22 protein-coding genes are annotated in these 17182 nt (G+C 71.1%); 9 read left to right on the top strand and 13 right to left on the bottom strand.

Annotation, left to right across the window (positions count from 1 at the left end):
- Positions 1-2: 2 nt before the first annotated feature.
- Positions 3-641, bottom strand: coding sequence for a thiamine phosphate synthase (locus WAE60_RS07375; RefSeq protein WP_337685590.1), 639 nt, complete (start codon positions 639-641; stop codon positions 3-5).
- On the opposite strand from WAE60_RS07375, the gene WAE60_RS07370 reads away from it, so the two are divergent.
- Entirely contained in the window at positions 640-1284 is a 645-nt protein-coding gene (locus WAE60_RS07370; RefSeq protein WP_337685589.1) for a YggS family pyridoxal phosphate-dependent enzyme, read from the top strand. The genes WAE60_RS07375 and WAE60_RS07370 overlap by 2 nt on opposite strands.
- On the opposite strand, the gene WAE60_RS07365 is transcribed toward WAE60_RS07370, so the two are convergent.
- A complete protein-coding gene (locus WAE60_RS07365; RefSeq protein WP_337685712.1) occupies positions 1281-1760 on the bottom strand; it encodes a L,D-transpeptidase family protein in 480 nt (159 codons plus the stop codon). The genes WAE60_RS07370 and WAE60_RS07365 overlap by 4 nt on opposite strands.
- Before the next feature lie 148 nt (positions 1761-1908).
- Here WAE60_RS07365 and WAE60_RS07360 point away from each other — a divergent pair, with 148 nt between their 5' ends.
- Complete coding sequence (locus tag WAE60_RS07360; RefSeq protein ID WP_028039644.1) at positions 1909-2595, top strand: response regulator transcription factor; 687 nt, start codon at positions 1909-1911, stop codon at positions 2593-2595.
- A 100-nt stretch (positions 2596-2695) separates the two neighbouring features.
- Here the strand turns inward: WAE60_RS07360 and secB are convergent, their stop codons facing one another.
- Entirely contained in the window at positions 2696-3190 is a 495-nt protein-coding gene (gene secB, locus WAE60_RS07355) for a protein-export chaperone SecB (RefSeq protein WP_029910092.1), read from the bottom strand.
- A 182-nt stretch (positions 3191-3372) separates the two neighbouring features.
- Between secB and timA the strand changes: the two genes are divergently transcribed.
- The 3 genes from timA (at position 3373) to WAE60_RS07340 (ending at position 5739) form a co-directional block, all read left to right on the top strand.
- Positions 3373-3972: a TIM44-related membrane protein TimA gene (timA, locus tag WAE60_RS07350; RefSeq protein WP_029910094.1), complete on the top strand. Its 600-nt coding sequence runs from the start codon at positions 3373-3375 to the stop codon at positions 3970-3972.
- A 53-nt stretch (positions 3973-4025) separates the two neighbouring features.
- Positions 4026-5150 (top strand): MltA domain-containing protein, encoded by a 1125-nt coding sequence (locus WAE60_RS07345; protein WP_337685711.1) that lies wholly within the window; start codon positions 4026-4028, stop codon positions 5148-5150.
- A gap of 61 nt (positions 5151-5211) precedes the next feature.
- Positions 5212-5739 (top strand): Smr/MutS family protein, encoded by a 528-nt coding sequence (locus tag WAE60_RS07340; protein ID WP_337685710.1) that lies wholly within the window; start codon positions 5212-5214, stop codon positions 5737-5739.
- Positions 5740-5896: 157 nt separating this feature from the next.
- On the opposite strand, the gene WAE60_RS07335 is transcribed toward WAE60_RS07340, so the two are convergent.
- The 6 genes from WAE60_RS07335 to WAE60_RS07310 are packed head-to-tail and all read right to left on the bottom strand — an operon-like array spanning position 5897 to position 9977.
- Entirely contained in the window at positions 5897-6232 is a 336-nt protein-coding gene (locus tag WAE60_RS07335; RefSeq protein WP_029910100.1) for a phosphoribosyl-ATP diphosphatase, read from the bottom strand.
- On the bottom strand, positions 6232-7014 hold the full coding sequence (hisF, locus tag WAE60_RS07330) for an imidazole glycerol phosphate synthase subunit HisF (protein ID WP_035018285.1): 783 nt from the start codon (positions 7012-7014) through the stop codon (positions 6232-6234). The genes WAE60_RS07335 and hisF overlap by 1 nt, the downstream gene beginning before the upstream one ends.
- A complete protein-coding gene (gene hisA, locus WAE60_RS07325) occupies positions 7014-7748 on the bottom strand; it encodes a 1-(5-phosphoribosyl)-5-[(5-phosphoribosylamino)methylideneamino]imidazole-4-carboxamide isomerase (protein WP_197026667.1) in 735 nt (244 codons plus the stop codon). The genes hisF and hisA overlap by 1 nt, the downstream gene beginning before the upstream one ends.
- Positions 7736-8377, bottom strand: a complete 642-nt coding sequence (gene hisH, locus WAE60_RS07320) for an imidazole glycerol phosphate synthase subunit HisH (protein ID WP_337685588.1) — start codon at positions 8375-8377, stop codon at positions 7736-7738. Before hisH ends, hisA begins: the two co-directional genes overlap by 13 nt.
- Positions 8378-8389: 12 nt before the next feature.
- A complete protein-coding gene (gene hisB / locus WAE60_RS07315) occupies positions 8390-8980 on the bottom strand; it encodes an imidazoleglycerol-phosphate dehydratase HisB (RefSeq protein ID WP_029910108.1) in 591 nt (196 codons plus the stop codon).
- A 7-nt stretch (positions 8981-8987) separates the two neighbouring features.
- Positions 8988-9977 carry an adenosine kinase gene (locus tag WAE60_RS07310; RefSeq protein WP_337685587.1) on the bottom strand — a complete coding sequence of 330 codons (990 nt, stop codon included), beginning with the start codon at positions 9975-9977 and terminating at the stop codon, positions 8988-8990.
- A gap of 103 nt (positions 9978-10080) precedes the next feature.
- Between WAE60_RS07310 and WAE60_RS07305 the strand changes: the two genes are divergently transcribed.
- Entirely contained in the window at positions 10081-10944 is an 864-nt protein-coding gene (locus WAE60_RS07305; RefSeq protein WP_337685586.1) for a transporter, read from the top strand.
- A 135-nt stretch (positions 10945-11079) separates the two neighbouring features.
- On the opposite strand, the gene nth is transcribed toward WAE60_RS07305, so the two are convergent.
- The gene (gene nth, locus WAE60_RS07300; RefSeq protein WP_337685585.1) at positions 11080-11790 is read right to left on the bottom strand and encodes an endonuclease III; all 711 of its coding nucleotides are present in this window, start codon (positions 11788-11790) and stop codon (positions 11080-11082) included.
- 65 nt (positions 11791-11855) lie between these two features.
- Here nth and WAE60_RS07295 point away from each other — a divergent pair, with 65 nt between their 5' ends.
- The 3 genes from WAE60_RS07295 to WAE60_RS07285 are packed head-to-tail and all read left to right on the top strand — an operon-like array spanning position 11856 to position 14371.
- Positions 11856-12332 (top strand): DUF2244 domain-containing protein, encoded by a 477-nt coding sequence (locus WAE60_RS07295; RefSeq protein WP_029910117.1) that lies wholly within the window; start codon positions 11856-11858, stop codon positions 12330-12332.
- A gap of 52 nt (positions 12333-12384) precedes the next feature.
- Positions 12385-13266: a methylated-DNA--[protein]-cysteine S-methyltransferase gene (locus WAE60_RS07290; protein WP_337685583.1), complete on the top strand. Its 882-nt coding sequence runs from the start codon at positions 12385-12387 to the stop codon at positions 13264-13266.
- 49 nt (positions 13267-13315) lie between these two features.
- Positions 13316-14371, top strand: a complete 1056-nt coding sequence (locus WAE60_RS07285) for a DUF2252 family protein (RefSeq protein WP_337685582.1) — start codon at positions 13316-13318, stop codon at positions 14369-14371.
- On the opposite strand, the gene hslU is transcribed toward WAE60_RS07285, so the two are convergent.
- The 3 genes from hslU to hslV all read right to left on the bottom strand — a co-directional run bounded on the left by hslU (position 14361) and on the right by hslV (position 17181).
- A complete protein-coding gene (gene hslU, locus WAE60_RS07280; RefSeq protein ID WP_337685581.1) occupies positions 14361-15659 on the bottom strand; it encodes an ATP-dependent protease ATPase subunit HslU in 1299 nt (432 codons plus the stop codon). The genes WAE60_RS07285 and hslU overlap by 11 nt on opposite strands.
- Entirely contained in the window at positions 15656-16507 is an 852-nt protein-coding gene (locus WAE60_RS07275) for a DUF4440 domain-containing protein (protein ID WP_337685580.1), read from the bottom strand. The genes hslU and WAE60_RS07275 overlap by 4 nt, the downstream gene beginning before the upstream one ends.
- A gap of 74 nt (positions 16508-16581) precedes the next feature.
- The gene (gene hslV, locus WAE60_RS07270) at positions 16582-17181 is read right to left on the bottom strand and encodes an ATP-dependent protease subunit HslV (protein ID WP_337685579.1); all 600 of its coding nucleotides are present in this window, start codon (positions 17179-17181) and stop codon (positions 16582-16584) included.
- Position 17182 lies beyond the last annotated feature (1 nt).

Raw genomic sequence — 17182 nt, 5'->3', positions numbered from 1 at the left:
GGCTAGGCGCTGAGCGCCTCCACCGCCGCGATCCCGACAATCCCCGTATCCCGCAGGCGCTCGACCGTGTCCGCGCGCACGCCGCCTAGCGCGTAGACCGGCGTCTCGACCGCCTGGACGATACGCTCCAGGCCCTCGACGCCCAGCGGCGCGCCCGCCGAAGGGCTGCGGCTGGGGAAGACGGGCGAAACCACCAGGGCGTCGACGCCCAGGGCCGCGCCCGACCGCGCGGCGGCCGCGTCGTGGGCCGCCAGGGTGATCAGCCAGTCCGGATGAGCGGCGCGCAGTCCGGGCGCTTCGGCGGCCAGGCGTTCCGGCAGGTGGACGCCGTCGGCCCCGATCGCCAGGGCCAGGCCCGCATCGGCCCCGACCAGCAGCGTCAGGCCGCGCCGCCGGGTGATCTCCCGCAGACGCGCGCCGCGCGTCACCGCGTCCGGCGCTCCGAAGGCGCGGAACACCACGGCCGATCCCGCGGGCAGGCGTTCGGCGACGGCTTCCGGATCGGGCGTCCGCTCGGGATCGGTGAAGAACAGCAGGTTCGGCAGGGCCTTTCCGCGCACCGGCCATGGGCGAAACCGCGCGGCCGTTCTAGACAGGGCTTCCATCTCGTCGATCGCCTGTTCGCCCCGGTTCTCGCCCATGCCTGACGCCTATACCTCGGTTCTGTCCCGTATCCAGGCCGCCGCCCAGGCCGCCGGCCGTCCGGCCGACGCGGTCACCCTGGTGGCGGTGTCCAAGCTGCAGCCCTGGGACCATATCGCGCCTGTTCTCGCCGCGGGCCAGCGGGTGTTCGGGGAAAATCGCGTCCAGGAGGCCATGGGCCGCTGGAGCGAGCGCCGTTCGCAGGTCGAGCTGCGCCTGATCGGACCCCTGCAGACGAACAAGGCTGGAGATGCCGTGGCCTTCTTCGACGTGATCGAGAGCCTCGACCGCGAGAAGTTGGCCCGGGTGCTGGCGGACGAGATCCAGGCCCAGGGCCGGGCGCCGCGCCTGTTCGTCCAGGTCAATACGGGCGGGGAGCCCCAGAAGGCGGGCGTCGCGCCCAGCGAGGCCGACGGCTTCATCGCCCTTTGCCGGGACCTGGACCTGCCCGTGGAGGGCCTGATGTGCATCCCGCCGGCCGACCTGGACCCGGCCCCGCATTTCCGCCTGCTGGGCCAGATCGCGGCCCGCAACGGCCTTTCCAAGCTGTCGATGGGCATGAGCGACGATTTCGAGACCGCCATCGCCTGCGGCGCCACCTCGGTGCGGGTCGGCTCGGCGCTGTTCGGCGCGCGGACCTAGCCGGCCGCGATCTCGACCGCGTCGCCCGGCCTGGCCGCCGCCAGCAGGGCTTCGACGTCCTCGCGCGCCAGGGCCACGCAGCCCTCGGTGCCGGGATAGCCGTCGCGGGCCAGGTGCAGGAAGATCGCCGAGCCCAGGCCGGGGACCGGCGGATCGTCGTTGTGTCCCAGCACCACCACCAGGTCGTAGACCCGGTCGTCGCGCCACAGCCGCTCGGCGCTGGCGGGGTAGGGCAGTCCGACGGGCCGGTTGTAGGCCGGGTCGCCCGGAGCGTCGCACCAGCCGTCGTCCGCCGCCATCGGCCGGATCTCCAGCGCCGTCGCCGGGCCGTCCGGATAGACGTCGGGCCGATAGAGCACGTGGCGGATCGGCCAGGTCCCCACCGGGCTGCGGTTGTCGCCCTCGCGCTTGTCGGCCGCGGCGATCACGCCGGCCTTGCCCAAGGCGGCGCGCCGGACCTGTCCATCCCAGGCGATCTGGCCGTCCCAAGGGTCGGAGCCGTCGGGGCGGGCGCGAAAGATCGTCAAGACGGGGTCTCCCAAGGCGTTGTCTCTAAGAGCGTCATGCGACGCCAGACGAGAACCGCCTTGGCGCCGGGGGGCGCAGCGGTGCATGTTCCCGCTCATGGCGCAACGCAAAACCCTTCTCCTGGTCGACGACGACGATGATCTGCGCGGGGCTCTGGCCGAGCAGCTCGCCCTCCACGAGGAGTTCGCGGTCGCCGAGGCTCCGACGGCCGGCGAGGGCGTGCGGATGGCCAAGGAGCTCAAGCCCGACTTGGTCCTGCTGGACGTCGACCTGCCCGACATGGACGGCCGAGAGGCCTGCCGCCTGATGCGCAAGAACGGCGTCACCGCGCCGGTGATCATGCTGACGGCCGCCGCCAGCGACAGCGACACGATCCTGGGCCTGGAATCGGGCGCCAACGACTATGTGACCAAGCCTTTCCGTTTCGGTGTGCTGCTGGCCCGCATCCGCGCCCAGCTGCGCAGCTACGAGGCCTCGGAAGACGCCTTGTTCCGTATCGGTCCCTACGAGTTCCGGCCCTCGGCCAAGCTGCTGATCGACGAGAAGCAGAAGAAGGTCCGGCTGACCGAGAAGGAAACCAACATCCTCAAGTACCTCTATCGCGCCGGCTCCAAGCCGGTGTCGCGCGAGGAACTGCTGACCGAGGTCTGGGGCTACAACGCCGGGGTCACCACCCACACGCTGGAGACCCACGTCTACCGCCTGCGCCAGAAGATCGAGCCCGACCCGGCCGTGGCGCGGATCCTGATCACCGAGATGGGCGGCTATCGGCTGCAGCCGTGACGTACGATCGGGGACAGTCGCATGCGACTATCCCCAGCCCAGCAAAAAGCCCCGGTCGCCAAGCGGCCGGGGCTTTTGTCATTCAGCGCTGCGCTTGGGATCAGGCGTTGCCGACCACCACGCCTTCGCTCTGGGCCTTGCGGGCCGCGTAGACGCCGGCGAAGTCGATCGGGTCGATCAGGAAGGGCGGGAAGCCGCCTTCGGTGGTGACGTCCGAGATCAGGCGACGGGCGTACGGGAACAGGAAGCGCGGGCACTCGATCAGCAGGACCGGCTCCAGTTGGTCTTCCGGCACGCCGGCGATGTGGAACAGGCCGCCGTACATCACTTCGACGTGGAAGACGGGCTGGTCGTCGCGGGTGGCGCGGGCCGACAGCTTCAGGTCCACCTCGAACAGGCCGTCCTGGCGGCCGCGGGCGTTCATTTCCACGCCCATGTCGATGGCGGGCGGAGCGCCGCCGGCGCGCAGGGAGTCGGGGGCGTGCGGGCTCTCGAACGAGAAATCCCGGACGAATTGGGCGATGATGCGGATGCCGGTTTCGCTGGCCGCGGTGTCGTCCTGAGCGGCGGGCGGAGCGGCGGTCGTGTCGGTCATGTGCGATAAATCCGTATTCGGCGTCGAAATTGGCCGCTAGGAGAGAGCCGGGCTGCTAACACGCGGGCGGCTGGCGCGCAACGCCAGGCGCCTGACGCGCGAGCCCGTAATCGCCTATATAGGCAGGATGTTTCGTCCAGGTCGCGCACCTTGGCCAACGAGCGGAAAATATCGTGTCTAACGTGTTCGAATGGGTTGTCCTGGCGGTTTTGGCCGCGGTCATCCTCTATCAGCTCTACGCCACCCTGGGTCGCCGGGTCGGCCGCCAGCCCGAGGACGCCCCCGCGGTGGTCCCGGCCAACGGGCCGGCGCGCGACCTGAAGGCGCTGGAGACGCCGCCGGAAGCCCTGTCGGGCCTGGCCGCCCTGCGCGCCCGCCAGTCCGATTTCGACGTCGGCCATTTCCTGAGCGGCGCTCGCCAGGCGTACGAGATGATCGTCAAGGCGTTCACCGCCGGCGACCGCGAAACCCTGCGGCCGCTGCTGTCGTCGGACGTCATGGGCAATTTCGAGGCCGCCATCGCGGCCCGCGAGGCCCAGAACCGCGTCGAGAGCGCCGAATTCCTGGTCACGCCGCGCACCGACCTGGATTCCATCACCGTCGAGGGCGACGTCGCCAAGGCGGTGGTCCGCATCCTGGCCGAAATCCGCACCCGCTCGACCAGCGCCGAGGGCGAGGCGGTCGACGATCGCCGCACCGCCGACCTCTGGACCTTCCAGCGCGACCTGAAGAACAAGAACCCGAACTGGACCCTGGTCCGCGTCGACGTCGCGGAGGCGTGATGCCGCGCCTTCCTGGTGTGCGAGGGGGGCTTGTCGCCGCCTTCGCCCTTCTGATGCTGGCGGCGTGTACGACCACGTCCGTGACGCCGACCGCGCCCGTCACGCCTACGGTTCCGAGCCAGCCTCCCGTCACGCCGCCCGTGACGCCCGCCGAACCGGCGCGTCCCGTGTCGTTCGAGGACCTGCCCGGTTGGGCGCAGGAAGACCACCTAGGCGCCCTGGACGCCTTCCGCCAGGGCTGCGGCGTGGCCAAGGACCCGGCCATGGCCGAGGTCTGCCGCCAGGCCCGGGCCGAGCGGCCGGGCAACGACGCCGACGCCCGCCGCTTCCTCGAAACCCATTTCCGCCCGGAGGTCCTTCCCGGCCAGGGCCTGCTGACCGCCTATTTCGCCCCGGAGTACGAGGCGCGGATGTCGCGCTCGGCCGAGTTCAGCGCGCCGATGCGCGGCAAGCCGGCCGACCTGGTGACCGTGGACCTGGGCCAGTTCAACCCCGGCGGCGTGGGCCAGAAGATCGCCGGCGAGGTCACCGGAGAAGTAGGGGGCGGCCAGGTCGTCCCCTATCCCGACCGCGCGGCCATCGAGGCCACCACCGAGACCCGGCCCCTGGCCTGGATGCGGCCGGAAGACCTGTTCTTCCTGCAGATCCAGGGCTCGGGCATCCTGGTCCTGCCGGACGGCCGTCGGGTGCGCGCCGCCTTCGCGGCCCATAACGGCCGACCGTTCGTCGGCATCGCCACCCCCATGCGCGATCGCGGCCTGCTGCCCGACAACAACACCTCCGGCGACGCCATCCGCACCTGGCTGGCCGACCATCGCGGGCCCGAGGCCGACGCGATCATGCAGCTGAACCCGCGCTACGTGTTCTTCCAGACCTTGCCCGACGACGGCCGCCAGGCCGTGGGCGCGGCGGGGATCCCGCTGCCGGCCGGCCGGGCCGTCGCCGTGGACATCAGCAAGCACGCCCTGGGCGAGCTCTTCTGGCTGGACGCCGGCGCGCCCAAGCTGAGCGGGGCCTTCCCGACCTATCGCCGCCTGGCGCTGGCCCTGGACGTGGGCGGGGCGATCAAGGGCGACGTGCGGGCCGACCTCTATACCGGCACGGGCGCGGCGGCCGGGGCGGAGGCGGGGCGCGTGCGCCACGACCTGCGCCTCTACCGTCTGGTCCCCAAGGGCTGATTGAGGGGCTGAGGTGACCAAGCGACCGCCGTCCGACGACGAGGGCCTGCGTCTCTGGCGCATGGTGGCCTCGACGGTGACAGGCCGCGCGCCTGAACGCCCGGACAAGATGCGGGTCAAGGCCAAGCCGCGCCCGGCGGCCAGGGCCGAGCTCCTGGCCCATGTCGCCGACGTCTCCCCGCCGACCCACCTGGCCTCGATCGCGCCGCTGCGCATCGATCCGGCCGAGATCAGGACGCTCAGGCCCAAGGTCGCCAAGCCGCCGCCGGGCCGCATCGAGCCCAACCGCAAGCGCCGCATCGCCAAGGAGCACGATCCGATCGGCGCCCGGCTCGACATGCACGGCCTGGACCAGGACCGCGCGCGGGCCACCCTGGAGGCCTTCGTGCGCCGGGCCTGGGACGACGGCCACCGCGCCGTGCTGGTGATCACCGGCAAGGGCAAGGTGGGGCACGGCGTCCTGAAGCAGCGCACGCCCGAATGGCTGGCCGATCCGGCGCTGAGGGAGATGATCGCCGGGGTTTCGGTGGCGGACCAGCGCCACGGGGGCGAGGGGGCGCTGTACGTGGCGCTGAAGCGGAAATCTTAGAAGTCTTGGGGGCGATCACTTGCCCCCTACGGATCGCTTCGCGATCGTCTTCCCCCGCAGGGGGAAGAGCGCCGTGGCGGGCGCCGGCGCGAAGGCTCCGCCCCTACGGGGGCGGACAGGCGGCGAAGCCGCCAGGTGGGGGCAAGGGGGTGAGCCTCTAGACCCGCGAAGCCTTCTCGGCGATTCCCGACGTGCCCTCGCGCGCCGCCAGCTTGTCGGCCACCGCGTCCAGCGAGACGCCCGAAGCCGCCATCAGGGCCAGCCAGTGGTACAGCAGGTCGGCGCTTTCGGCCGCCAGGGCGTCCGGGCCCTGAGCGACGGCGGCGATCACCGTCTCGACGGCTTCCTCGCCCAGCTTCTTGGCGGCCAGGGCAGGATCGTTCAGCAGCTTGGCGGTGTAGGACACGGCCGGATCGCCGCCCTTGCGGGCCTCGATCGTGGCGGCCAGGCGCTCCAGGACCTCGAACAGGCGCGTGCCGGTTTGGGTTTCCATTAGGCGGCCCCCTTCAGGTCGTCCAGGCGCACCGGGATGCCGGCGTCGGCCATGGCCCGCTTGGCCTCGCCGATGCTGATCTCGCCGAAGTGGAAGATCGAGGCGGCCAGGACGGCGGCGGCGTGGCCGTCGCGGGCGGCTTCCACCAGGTGTTCGGTCTTGCCGGCCCCGCCCGAGGCGATCACCGGCACGGTCACCGCGCCCGTCACGGCCTTCAGCAGCGGGATGTCGTAGCCGATCTTGGCCCCGTCGCGGTCCATCGAGGTCAGCAGGATCTCGCCGGCGCCGCGCTCGACCACCTTGGCGGCCCACTCGACCACGTCGATCCCCGTGTCCTTGCGGCCGCCATAGGTCCAGACGTTCCAGCCCGACCCGTCCTCGCGCGCCTTGGCGTCGATGGCCACCACCACGCACTGGGCGCCGAAGGCGTCGGCCCCGGCGGCCACCAGGTCGGGGTTCTCGACGGCGGCGGTGTTGACGCTGACCTTGTCGGCGCCGGCCAGCAGCAGGCGGCGCATGTCGGCCACCTGGCGCACGCCGCCGCCCACCGAGACGGGCATGAAGCAGACCTCGGCGGTGCGCGAGATCACGTCCAGGATCAGGCCGCGGCCCTCGCTGGAGGCGGTGATGTCCAGGAACATCAGCTCGTCGGCGCCGGCCGCGTCATAGGCCCGTGCCTGCTCCACCGGATCGCCGGCGTCGCGGAGGGAGACGAAGTTGACCCCCTTGACCACCCGGCCGTCCTTGACGTCCAGGCAAGGAATGATCCGGGTCTTCAGCATCAGGCGGCCGCTATGGTCAGGGCTTCGGCCGGGCGGATGGTGCCGGCGTAGAGCGAGCGACCCAGGATGGCGCCGGCGATCTCGACGCCCTGGCGGGCCTTCAGCCGCTCGATGTCGGCCACCGAGGCCACGCCGCCCGAGGCGATGACCGGGATCGACACGGCGTCGGCCAGCTCGCCCACGCCCTCGACATTGACGCCGGTCAGGGCGCCGTCGCGGCTGATGTCGGTGACGATCAGGGCGGCCACGCCCACGTCCTCGAAGCGCTTGCCCAGGGTGATGGCGTCCAGGTCCGACAGGCCGGTCCAGCCGTCGACCGCCACCTTGCCGTCGCGCACGTCGACGGCCACGGCGATCTGCTCGGGCCACAGCTTGGCGGCCTTGCGGACCAGTTCGGGGTCGTGGACGGCCACGGTGCCCAGGATCACGCGGCTGACGCCCGCCTCGATCCAGGCCTCGACGCCTTCCAGGGTGCGGATGCCGCCGCCCAGCTGCACGGGGATCGACACGGCCTCGAGGATCGACTGCACGGCGGCGGTGTTGACCGACTTGCCTTCGATGGCGCCGTTCAGGTCGACCACGTGCAGCCACGAGAAGCCGTCGCGCACGAAGCGCTCGGCCTGGTCGGCGGGGCTGTTGTTGAAGACGGTGGCCTTTTCCATGTCGCCATGGAGCAGGCGCACGCACTGGCCGTCCTTCAGGTCGATGGCGGGATAGAGGATCATGGGCGCCATTCCAGGAAGTTGGCGAGCAGGGCGAGCCCCGCGGCTTGGGATTTTTCGGGGTGGAACTGTACGCCCGCGACGTTGCCCTTGGCCACAGCGGCCGTGAACGGCCCGCCGTGATCGCTGACGGCGACGATGTCGGCCGGGTCGGCCGGGGTCAGGGCGAAGGAGTTGGCGTAGTACATGTGGGCGCCGTCCGGGACGCCCCGGAACAGGACGTGGTCGCGCGCGAAGGCGATCGCGTTCCAGCCCATGTGCGGGATGGTCAGCGACGGGTCGCTGGGCTCCAGCTTCTTCACCTGGCCCTGGATCCAGTCCAGGCCCGGCGTGACGCCGAACTCCAGGCCTTCGGTGGCCAGCAGCTGATGGCCGACGCAGATGCCCATGAACGGGACGCCGCGACCGTGCACGGCCTCGTTCATGGCCTCGTAGACGCCGGTGGCGTCCAGGCCCGCGCGGCACGAGGCGAAGGCGCCCACGCCCGGCAGGAACACGCGGTCGGCGGCGGCCACGACCGAGGGTTCGGCGGTGACAACGATGTCAGCGTCGATCCCATGGCGGCGGGCCGCCTCGCGCAGGGCTTTCTCGGCCGAGCGCAGGTTGCCCGACCCGTAATCGATCAGGGCGACGGTCTGCATGAAATCAGCTTCCTACAGCACGCCCTTGGTGGAGGGGGCATGGCCGCCGGTCTTGGGGTCCAGCTCGACCGCCTGGCGCAGCGCCCGGGCCAGGGCCTTGAAACCGCTTTCGGCGACGTGGTGGGTGTTGTCGCCGTACAACGTCTCCAGGTGCACGCAGGCTCCGCAGTTCATCGCGAAGGCGTGGTGGAACTCCTTGAAGAGCTCGGTGTCCATCTCGCCGACCTTGGGCCGCTTGAAGTCGACCTTCCAGATCAGATAGGGCCGGTTGGACAGGTCGATGGCGCAGCGCGTCAGGGTCTCGTCCATCGGGATATAGGCCGCGCCGAAGCGCCGGATGCCCTTGAAGCCGTCCAGCGCCTTGTTGATCGCCTGGCCCAGCACGATCCCGGTGTCTTCCACCGTGTGGTGCATGTCGATGTGCAGATCGCCCTTGGTCTCGACCTTCAGGTCGAAGCCGCCGTGGCGCGCGAAGCTCTCCAGCATGTGGTCGTAGAAACCGATGCCGGTGGAGATCGTCGAGGCGCCGGTCCCGTCGAGATCGATCCAGACCCGGATCTGGGTCTCCTTCGTCTCGCGGACCACTTCAGCGGTGCGGGCCATGTGCGTCCTAGAGTCCGTTCTTCTGGGCCAGTTCCCGCAGGCTGACCTGCGGGCGCGGACCGTAGTGGTCGATCACCTCGGCGGCGGCCAGGGAGCCCAGCTGGCCGCAGACCGGCAGCGGGCGGCCCTGGGAGAGGCCGTAGAGGAAACCTGCGGCGTATTGGTCGCCCGCGCCGGTCGTGTCCACGACTTTTTCCACCGGATAGGCCGAGATTTCGTGCAAGGCCGCTCCGGAGGCGACGATCGAGCCTTTTTCGCTGCGGGTGACCGCGGCGATCTCGACCCGGCTGGCCAGAGCCTTCACGGCGGCGTCGAAGTCGGTGGTCTCGAACAGCGAGCAGATCTCGCTCTCGTTGGCGAAGACGATGTCGCACTGGGTCTCGATGAAACCCAGCAGGCCGCCGCGGTGGCGGTCGACGACGAAGCTGTCGCTGAGGGTCAGGGCGATCTTGCGGCCGGCGCCGTGGCTCAGGGCGGCGGCCTTGGCGAAGGCGCGGCGGGCTTCGGGCGGGTCGAACAGATAGCCTTCCAGGTACGAATAGCTGGCGGCCTCGATGATCGCCGGGTCGACGTCGGCCGGGTTCAGCTCGACGCAGGCGCCCAGATAGGTCGACATCGTGCGCTGGGCGTCCGGCGTGACGTTGATCAGGCTCTGGGCCGTGGCCGGGCCTTCGGCCAGCGGCGGGGTGGTGAAGGCGCAGCCGATGGCCTGCATGTCGTGGCGGAACACGCCGCCCAGCTGGTCGTCGGCGACCTTGCCGATGAAGGCCACCTTGCCGCCGAAGCTGGCGACGCCGGCGGCGGTGTTGGCGGCCGAACCGCCCGAGGCCTCGATGGCCGCCGACATGACGTCGTACAGGCTGGCCGCGCGGGCCGGATCGATCAGGGCCATGGACCCCTTCACCAGGCCCTCCCGCTCCAGGAAGGCGTCGTCGCACTGGGCGATGACATCGACGATGGCGTTGCCGATGGCGGCGACGTCGTAGAGAGCGGTCATGGAAGGCCTTTTCGAATGGGCGACGCGCGCGGAGTACCGGATCGGGGCCCGCAAGGCAACGCGAGCCTTGCCCCGGCGATCACGGCGTTCTACCGCCAGAAGTATGACCCCAGCCTCAACAGACGTCCTTATCCTCACCCCCGCGCCCGACGAACCCCGCTTCGCCAACAGCTGGTCGCCGCTGTTTGAGCGCCTGGCGGCGCCGCTGCGGGCCCGAGGGCTGGAGGTCTCGGCCGCCAGCTGGGTCGACGCCGACACGGCCCGCGCCCGCGTGGTGCTGCCGCTGCTCAGCTGGGGCTATCACCTGCGGTCGGACGAGTGGTTCGTCCGGCTCGACGCCCTGGAGGCCGCCGGCGCGCGCCTGGCCAATCCGGTGTCGGTGCTGCGCTGGAACACCACCAAGACCTATCTGGCCGATCTGGCCGCCAAGGGCGCACCCGTCGTGCCGACCCATGCCGTGGACCGCCTGACCCTGGAGGCCCTGGACCACGCCCGCGACGTGTTCGGCGTCGACGTGCTGGTGACCAAGCCGCAGATCTCGGGCGGCTCGCAGGACACGGTCAAGCTGCGCCACGCCGACGGCCTGACCGGCTGCACGACCGGTCCGGCCCTGATCCAGCCGTTCCTGCCGGCCGTGGGCGAGGAGGGCGAGCTGTCGCTGTTCTATTTCGACGGCGTGTTCAGCCACGCGGTGACCAAGGTGGCCGTGGCCGGCGACTTCCGGGTCCAGCCGCAGTTCGGCGGCCAGGTCAGCGGCGTCGCGCCCGAGCCCGAGGCCCTGCACGCGGCCGAGATGGTGCTGAAGGCGGCTGGAGCCCCCCTGACCTACGCCCGCGTCGACCTGATCCGGGGCCTGGACGGCGCGCCGCAGCTGATGGAGCTGGAGGTCATCGAACCGGACCTGTTCCTGGAGCACGTGCACGACGACGGGGCGGCGTTCGCGGCGGCGGTGGAACGGGCGCTGTAGCTCGCCCACTTGCCCCCACCTGGCGGCTTCGCCGCCCGTCCGCCCCCATAGGGGGCGGAGCCTTCGCACCAGCGCTCTTCCCCCTCCGGGGGAAGACGGTCGCGAAGCGACCCGTAGGGGGCAAGTGTTCGCCGCCTATGCGCCGAGGAATAGTTCTCTAGACGGACACAGGTCCGCGATCCGGCAGACCTCGCACTTGGGCTTGCGCGCCACGCAGACATAGCGTCCGTGCAGGATCAGCCAGTGGTGCGCTCGGGTCTTGAAGCGGTCGGGCACGATGCGCATCAGGTCGTCCTCGACCGCGTCCGGCGTCTTGCCGGCCGACAGCTTCAGGCGGTGCGAGACGCGGAATACATGGGTGTCGACGGCGATGGCCGGTTCGATGTCCAGCTCGTTGAGCACCACGCTGGCGGTCTTGCGGCCCACGCCGGGCAGGCTTTCCAGCGCCTGGCGGTTCAGCGGCACCTCGCCGCCGTACTGATCGACCAGGATGCGGGCCGCGGCGATGACGTTCTTGGCCTTGGTGCGGAACAGGCCGATCGAGGCGATGTAGGGGACCAGGCCCTCTTCTCCCAGCTCCAGCATCTTGGCGGCGCTGTCGACCTTGGCGAACAGCGGGCCGGTGGCCTTGTTCACCTGCACGTCGGTGGCCTGGGCCGATAGGGCCACGGCGGTCACCAGGGTGTAGGGGTTGGAATAGTGCAGCTCGGTCTTGGGGTGGTGCTCCAGGCTCTCGAACCGCGAGAACAGCACCTCGACGCGCTCGCGCTCGGCCGGCGAGACGCGTTTGGCGGCGGGGCGCTTCTTCACGAGGGGCTTGGAGGGTTTGCGAGCGGGCTTGGCCATGGGCGGCGACCATGCCGTGATGCGCGCCTCTCGCCAAGGCGTGGGGCGAAGCCTAAATCAGCGCCATGGCCGCGCCGCTGTACATGGACGCCGTGATCAAGCCGAACCGCTCGATGAGCCGGCGCGGGCTGTACGTCGTGCTGGGCGTGATGATCGCCTTCAACCTGATGGTCGCGGTGTTCCTGCTGGTGGTCGGCGCGCCGCCGGTGCTGCCGTTCCTGGGGCTGGACGTCCTGGCGGTGGTGCTGGCCATGCGGGCCAGCTTCCGGGCCGCCGAGCGGTCCGAACGGGTGCGGGTCACCGCCGAGGCCGTGACCGTCAGCCGCGAGGACGAGAAGGGCGCGCGGGTGATCTGGACCTCGCCCACCGCCTTCACCCGCGTCGGCGTCGACCAGCCGGGCGAGCACGAGACCCGGGTGCGGCTGATGATGTCGCGCAAGCGCCTGACCCTGGGCCGCGCCTTGAGCCCGCCCGAGCGGGTGGACTTCGCCCAGGCGCTGGAGCGGGCGATCCTGAAGGCCCGCGCTGAACGGCACGCATAGGGCCGCAAGAACCGGGCGGACGGCGTTCGCCCAAACCACTATCTTCTCCCCCATGGCCCTCGATATCTCCCCCTCGCAAGCCTTCGCCCACCTGACCGAGCGGTCGGCCGACTACGATCGCATGGCCAAGGCCCTGGCCTGGCTGGCCGACCGCTGGCAGGAACGCCCGTCCCTGGACGAGGCCGCCCAGGCCGTCGGCCTGTCGCCGTTCCATTTCCAGCGGGTGTTCAGCCGCTGGGCCGGGGTCAGCCCCAAGACCTTCGTCGCCGCCATCGCCCACGCCGAGGCCCGGCGGTCGCTGGAGGAGGGGGCCAGCGTGCTCGACGCGGCCTACGACGCCGGCCTTTCGGGCCCCTCGCGGCTGCACGACCTGTTCATCGCCCAGGAGGCGGTCACCCCCGGCGACGTGCGCCGGCGCGGGGAGGGGATCAGCCTGACCTGGGGCTGGGCGCCCACGCCCTACGGCAAGGGCCTGTTCGTCATGGCCCCGCGCGGCCTGGCGGGCCTGGCCTTCTCGGACGGCGACGACGAGGCGACCTACGACGACATGCACCGGCGCTTTCCGGCCGCCGACTGGCGCCGCGACGACGAGGCGGCCGCCCGCACCGCCATCCACGCCTTCCACGGCGGCGACCAGCCCCTGCCGGTGGTGCTGATCGGCTCGCCGTTCAACGTCCAGGTCTGGAAGGCCCTGCTGCGCATCCCGCCCGGCCAGACCAGCACCTATGGCGAGATCGCCGCCTGGGCGGGCAAGCCTCGGGCCTACCAGGCCACCGGCGGGGCGATCGGGGCCAATCCGATCTCGCTGCTGATCCCCTGCCACCGGGCCATCGCCAAGGACGGGCGGCTGACCGGCTATCACTGGGGCCTGGGCCGCAAGGCGGCGATGCTGGGCATGGAGGCCGTCGGGGCCAGCGGGCGGCTTTCGGCCTGACGCCCCTGGGCCTAGTCTCGCGGGCGACCGCCGCCTCGGGAACCGCTCCATGACCGCCTCGATCAAGGCTTCGGCCAAGGCCTACGAGACCTGGCTGGGCGCGGCCCTGGGCGGCGACCTGGTCGAGGCCGATCTGGCCAGGAAGCACGACAAGATGCGCCAGGGCGCGTTCCCGTTCCTGCGGGCGACCTACTGGCGCTGGGCCGAGACCGTCCTGAAGGTCTGTCCGGACCTGGCCTCGGCCCCGCCGGTGCTGGCGATCGGCGACACCCACGTCGAGAATTTCGGCTGCTGGCGCGACGCCGAGGGCCGGCTGGTCTGGGGCGCCAACGATTTCGACGACGCGGCCGTCATGCCCTGGCCGCTGGACCTGGTGCGGCTGGCGGCCAGCGCCCTGCTGGCCCGCGACGGCAAGGGCCCAGACGCCGGCGACATCTGCGACGCCGTCGCCGAGGGCTATCGGCAGGGTCTCCTCGCGCCCGAGCCGTTCATCCTCGAGCGGGACCACCGGTGGCTGCGCGAGGCGGTCATGCTGCCCGAGAAGGAACGCACCCGGTTCTGGGCGAAGTTCATGACGTCCGAGGCGCGGCCGATCGGGGCCCGCTACGCCCAGGCCCTGCAGGACGCCTTGCCGGATCCGACGGGACCCTTCGAGACCTTCCCGCGCACGGCCGGCGTCGGCAGCCTGGGCCGGCCGCGTTTCGTGGCCCGGGCCGACTGGCGGGGCGGCCCCGTGCTGCGCGAGGTCAAGGCGGTGGTCGTCTCGGCCTGGACGCTGCGCCATGGGGGCGACCCGTCGATCCGAGGCGGCGAGCTGGCCGAGGGCCGGTTCCGGGCCGTCGATCCGCACTACCGGGTCACGGACGGCCTGGTGGTCCGCCGCCTGTCGCCCAACAGCCGCAAGATCGAAGCCGAGGACTCGGTCGACGATCTGCTGTCGATCCACATGCTGACGGCCATGGGCCGCGAGATCGCCGCCTGCCACGTGGGCGACCGCGCGGCCGTGGCGGGTCACCTGGCCAGCTTGCAGTCCGGCTGGCTGCGCGGCCACGCCAAGGCGGCCGCGCGCGGGGTCGAGGACGACTGGCGGGACTTCAGAGGATGAAGCGGCTCAAGTCGGCGTTGCCCGCCAGGGCGCCGATGCGGTCGTTCACATAGGCCGCGTCCACGGTGACCGTCTCGCCGGAGCGGTCGGCGGCCGAGAAGCTGATCTCCTCGACCACCTTCTCCAGGATGGTCTGCAGCCGGCGAGCGCCGATGTTCTCGACCGAGGCGTTGACCGCCACGGCCGCGTCGGCGACGGCGTCGATGGCCTCGTCGCTGAACACCAGGGTCACGCCCTCGGTCAGCATCAGGGCCTGGTGCTGGCGGATCAGGTTGGCTTCCGGCTCGGTGAGGATGCGGCGCAGGTCGTCGCGGGTCAGGCCCTTCAGCTCCACCCGGATCGGCAGGCGGCCCTGCAGCTCGGGCAGCAGATCCGACGGCTTGGCCACGTGGAAGGCGCCCGAGGCGATGAACAGGATGTGGTCGGTCTTCACCGGCCCGTACTTGGTCGAGACCGTCGTGCCCTCGATCAGCGGCAGCAGGTCGCGCTGCACGCCCTCGCGGGAGACGTCGGCGCCGCCGCGCTGGCTGGACGAAGCGACCTTGTCGATCTCGTCCAGGAAGACGATGCCGTGGTTCTCGGCCAGTTCCAGCGCCTCTTGCGTCAGGGCCTCCTGGTCCAGCAGCTTGTCGCTCTCCTCGGCGATCAGCGGGGCCCAGGCGCCGACCACGGTGGTCTTGTGGGTCTTGGTGCGGCCGCCGCCGCCGAACGACTTCATCATCTCCGACAGGTTCAGCACCGAGGCGCCGGGCTGGCCGGGGATCTCGAACATGCCGCCGCCGCCGGTGTCGGCCAGCTGCAGCTCCACTTCCTTGTCGTCCAGCTCGCCGGCCCGCAGCTTCTTGCGGAAGCTGTCGCGGGCGGCGCTGGCGCCGGGACCGGTCAGGGCGTCGAGGATGCGCTCCTCGGCCGCGGCCTCGGCCTTGGCCTTCACGCCCGCCCGGCGCTTGTCGCGGACCATGGACAGGGCGCTCTCGACCAGGTCGCGGACGATCTGGTCGACGTCGCGGCCCACATAGCCGACCTCGGTGAACTTGGTGGCCTCGACCTTCAGGAACGGCGCCTGGGCCAGCTTGGCCAGGCGGCGGGCGATTTCGGTCTTGCCCACGCCCGTGGGGCCGATCAGCAGGATGTTCTTGGGGGTGACCTCGTCACGCAGGTCGTCCGGCACGCGGCGCCGACGCCAGCGGTTGCGCAGGGCCACGGCCACGGCCTTCTTCGCCTCGGTATGGCCGACGATGTAGCGGTCCAGCTCGGAGACGATTTCGCGGGGGGAGAATTCGGTCATGTGTCGTTGATCAGGGTCTCGAAGATCAGGCGCCACCCTTCGGCGCGCCTTTGCCAGACATGCATATAGTGCGCGGCGACGGGTTTGGGACCGTCGGCCGTCCATTGCGCCTGGCCGTGGATCCAGACCAGGTCGCCGGCTCTGGACGCGCCGCCGCCGACCGGGGTCAGGGTCAGGGCGGCGGGACGCAGCTTGCGGCGGCCTTCCAGGTCGTCGACGGCCTGGGTCTTGGTCCCGCCGGGACCGGTCAGCAGCGCGTCGGCGCTGAGCACGGCGTCATAGGCGCCTGCCGCGTCCTGGGCTGCGGCCTTCGCCAGTTGGTCCTCGGCGGCGCGGGCCTGGGCGAAGCCGGCGGCCGGGCTTCCCGCGCCCGTCGTGGCCGTCGGGCCCTGGGTGGAGGGAGCGGCGGGATCGGGGCCCTTGCCGCCGTCGGCGTCGCCGCCGCCGTCATAGACCCACTTCCAGGTCCCGTCGGGTTCCTTGCGCCAGATGGTGGCGTAGTAGGCGCCGCGCTTGCCGTTGATGGCCCAGGGGCCGACCGACAGGCCCAGGTCGCCCGAGCGGGCGATGACCACGCGCTGCGGCCACCATTCCAGCTTCGGCGTCTTGCTGGAGGGCCGCGCCGCGTACAGCGCCTTGGCGTTGACCGGCCCGGGCGAGAAGACGATGGCGTCGTCGGCCATGTGGGCCAGGAACGAGTCCCGGATCCCCAGGGCCGCGCCGTCGGCCGCGAAGGCACGCTCGGCCTTCTCGATCTCCCCAGGCGAAGACAAGGCGGGCGATGGGGTCGAGGCCAGGGCCGGCGCGGCGGCCAGCAGGGCGCAGGCGATCAGAGCGGTCTTGAGCATGAAGGGCCCCTCCCGCCCGCAGCTAAGCGCGCGGACGCGCCGTCCGCTCGTGAATTCGCCGTAACTTGAAGGCCTTACAGGCTTTCGACCGTCAGGTTGCCGTTGGTGTAGACGCAGATCTCGGCGGCGATGGCCATCGCGCGCCGGGCGATCTCCTCGGCGCTCAGGTCCTGGTCGATCAGGGCCTTGGCCGCCGCCAGGGCGTAGTTGCCGCCCGAGCCGATGGCCGCCACCGAGCCGCCGCCCTGGCTTTCGCCGGGCTCCAGCACGTCGCCCACGCCGGTGACCGTGTAGATCGAGGTGGCGTCGGCCACCAGCAGCATGGCCTCCAGCCGGCGCAGGTAGCGGTCGGTGCGCCAGTCCTTGGCCAGGTCCACGCAGGCCCGGGCCAGCTGGTCGGGATACTGCTCCAGCTTGGCTTCCAGCCGTTCGATCAGGGTGAAGGCGTCGGCGGTGGCCCCGGCGAAGCCGGCCACCACCTTGCCGCCGGCCAGACGTCGCACCTTGCGGGCGTTGCCCTTGACGACGGTTGGGCCCATGGAGACCTGTCCGTCGCCGGCGATCACGGTCTGGCCGTTCTTGCGCACCGCCAGAATGGTCGTGCCGTGCCAGTCGGGGAAGGAATTGCTGTTTTGCATGGCTTCGCATGTGGCGAGCCGTGCGGTGAGGGTCAAG

The sequence above is a fragment of the Caulobacter sp. CCG-8 genome (genome assembly GCF_037402475.1).
Lineage (GTDB): Bacteria > Pseudomonadota > Alphaproteobacteria > Caulobacterales > Caulobacteraceae > Caulobacter.
Note: the sequence above shows the minus strand (reverse complement) of the source record. Positions and strands in the feature narration are given on the sequence as shown.

Excerpts from the sequence above, each read along its gene's own strand:
- nth (WP_337685585.1), bottom strand. The coding sequence starts at position 11,790 with ATGGCCAAGCCCGCTCGCAAACCCTCCAAGCCCCTCGTGAAGAAGCGC.
- WAE60_RS07375 (WP_337685590.1), bottom strand. The coding sequence starts at position 641 with ATGGGCGAGAACCGGGGCGAACAGGCGATCGACGAGATGGAAGCCCTG.
- hslU (WP_337685581.1), bottom strand. The coding sequence starts at position 15,659 with ATGACCGAATTCTCCCCCCGCGAAATCGTCTCCGAGCTGGACCGCTAC.
- WAE60_RS07285 (WP_337685582.1), top strand. The coding sequence starts at position 13,316 with ATGACCGCCTCGATCAAGGCTTCGGCCAAGGCCTACGAGACCTGGCTG.
- WAE60_RS07370 (WP_337685589.1), top strand. The coding sequence starts at position 640 with ATGCCTGACGCCTATACCTCGGTTCTGTCCCGTATCCAGGCCGCCGCC.
- hisB (WP_029910108.1), bottom strand. The coding sequence starts at position 8,980 with ATGGCCCGCACCGCTGAAGTGGTCCGCGAGACGAAGGAGACCCAGATC.
- WAE60_RS07345 (WP_337685711.1), top strand. The coding sequence starts at position 4,026 with ATGCTGGCGGCGTGTACGACCACGTCCGTGACGCCGACCGCGCCCGTC.
- WAE60_RS07275 (WP_337685580.1), bottom strand. The coding sequence starts at position 16,507 with ATGCTCAAGACCGCTCTGATCGCCTGCGCCCTGCTGGCCGCCGCGCCG.
- hisH (WP_337685588.1), bottom strand. The coding sequence starts at position 8,377 with ATGCAGACCGTCGCCCTGATCGATTACGGGTCGGGCAACCTGCGCTCG.
- WAE60_RS07295 (WP_029910117.1), top strand. The coding sequence starts at position 11,856 with ATGGCCGCGCCGCTGTACATGGACGCCGTGATCAAGCCGAACCGCTCG.
- WAE60_RS07305 (WP_337685586.1), top strand. The coding sequence starts at position 10,081 with ATGACCCCAGCCTCAACAGACGTCCTTATCCTCACCCCCGCGCCCGAC.
- hisA (WP_197026667.1), bottom strand. The coding sequence starts at position 7,748 with ATGGCGCCCATGATCCTCTATCCCGCCATCGACCTGAAGGACGGCCAG.
- WAE60_RS07340 (WP_337685710.1), top strand. The coding sequence starts at position 5,212 with ATGGTGGCCTCGACGGTGACAGGCCGCGCGCCTGAACGCCCGGACAAG.
- secB (WP_029910092.1), bottom strand. The coding sequence starts at position 3,190 with ATGACCGACACGACCGCCGCTCCGCCCGCCGCTCAGGACGACACCGCG.
- WAE60_RS07290 (WP_337685583.1), top strand. The coding sequence starts at position 12,385 with ATGGCCCTCGATATCTCCCCCTCGCAAGCCTTCGCCCACCTGACCGAG.
- WAE60_RS07310 (WP_337685587.1), bottom strand. The coding sequence starts at position 9,977 with ATGACCGCTCTCTACGACGTCGCCGCCATCGGCAACGCCATCGTCGAT.
- WAE60_RS07335 (WP_029910100.1), bottom strand. The coding sequence starts at position 6,232 with ATGGAAACCCAAACCGGCACGCGCCTGTTCGAGGTCCTGGAGCGCCTG.
- WAE60_RS07360 (WP_028039644.1), top strand. The coding sequence starts at position 1,909 with ATGGCGCAACGCAAAACCCTTCTCCTGGTCGACGACGACGATGATCTG.
- hisF (WP_035018285.1), bottom strand. The coding sequence starts at position 7,014 with ATGCTGAAGACCCGGATCATTCCTTGCCTGGACGTCAAGGACGGCCGG.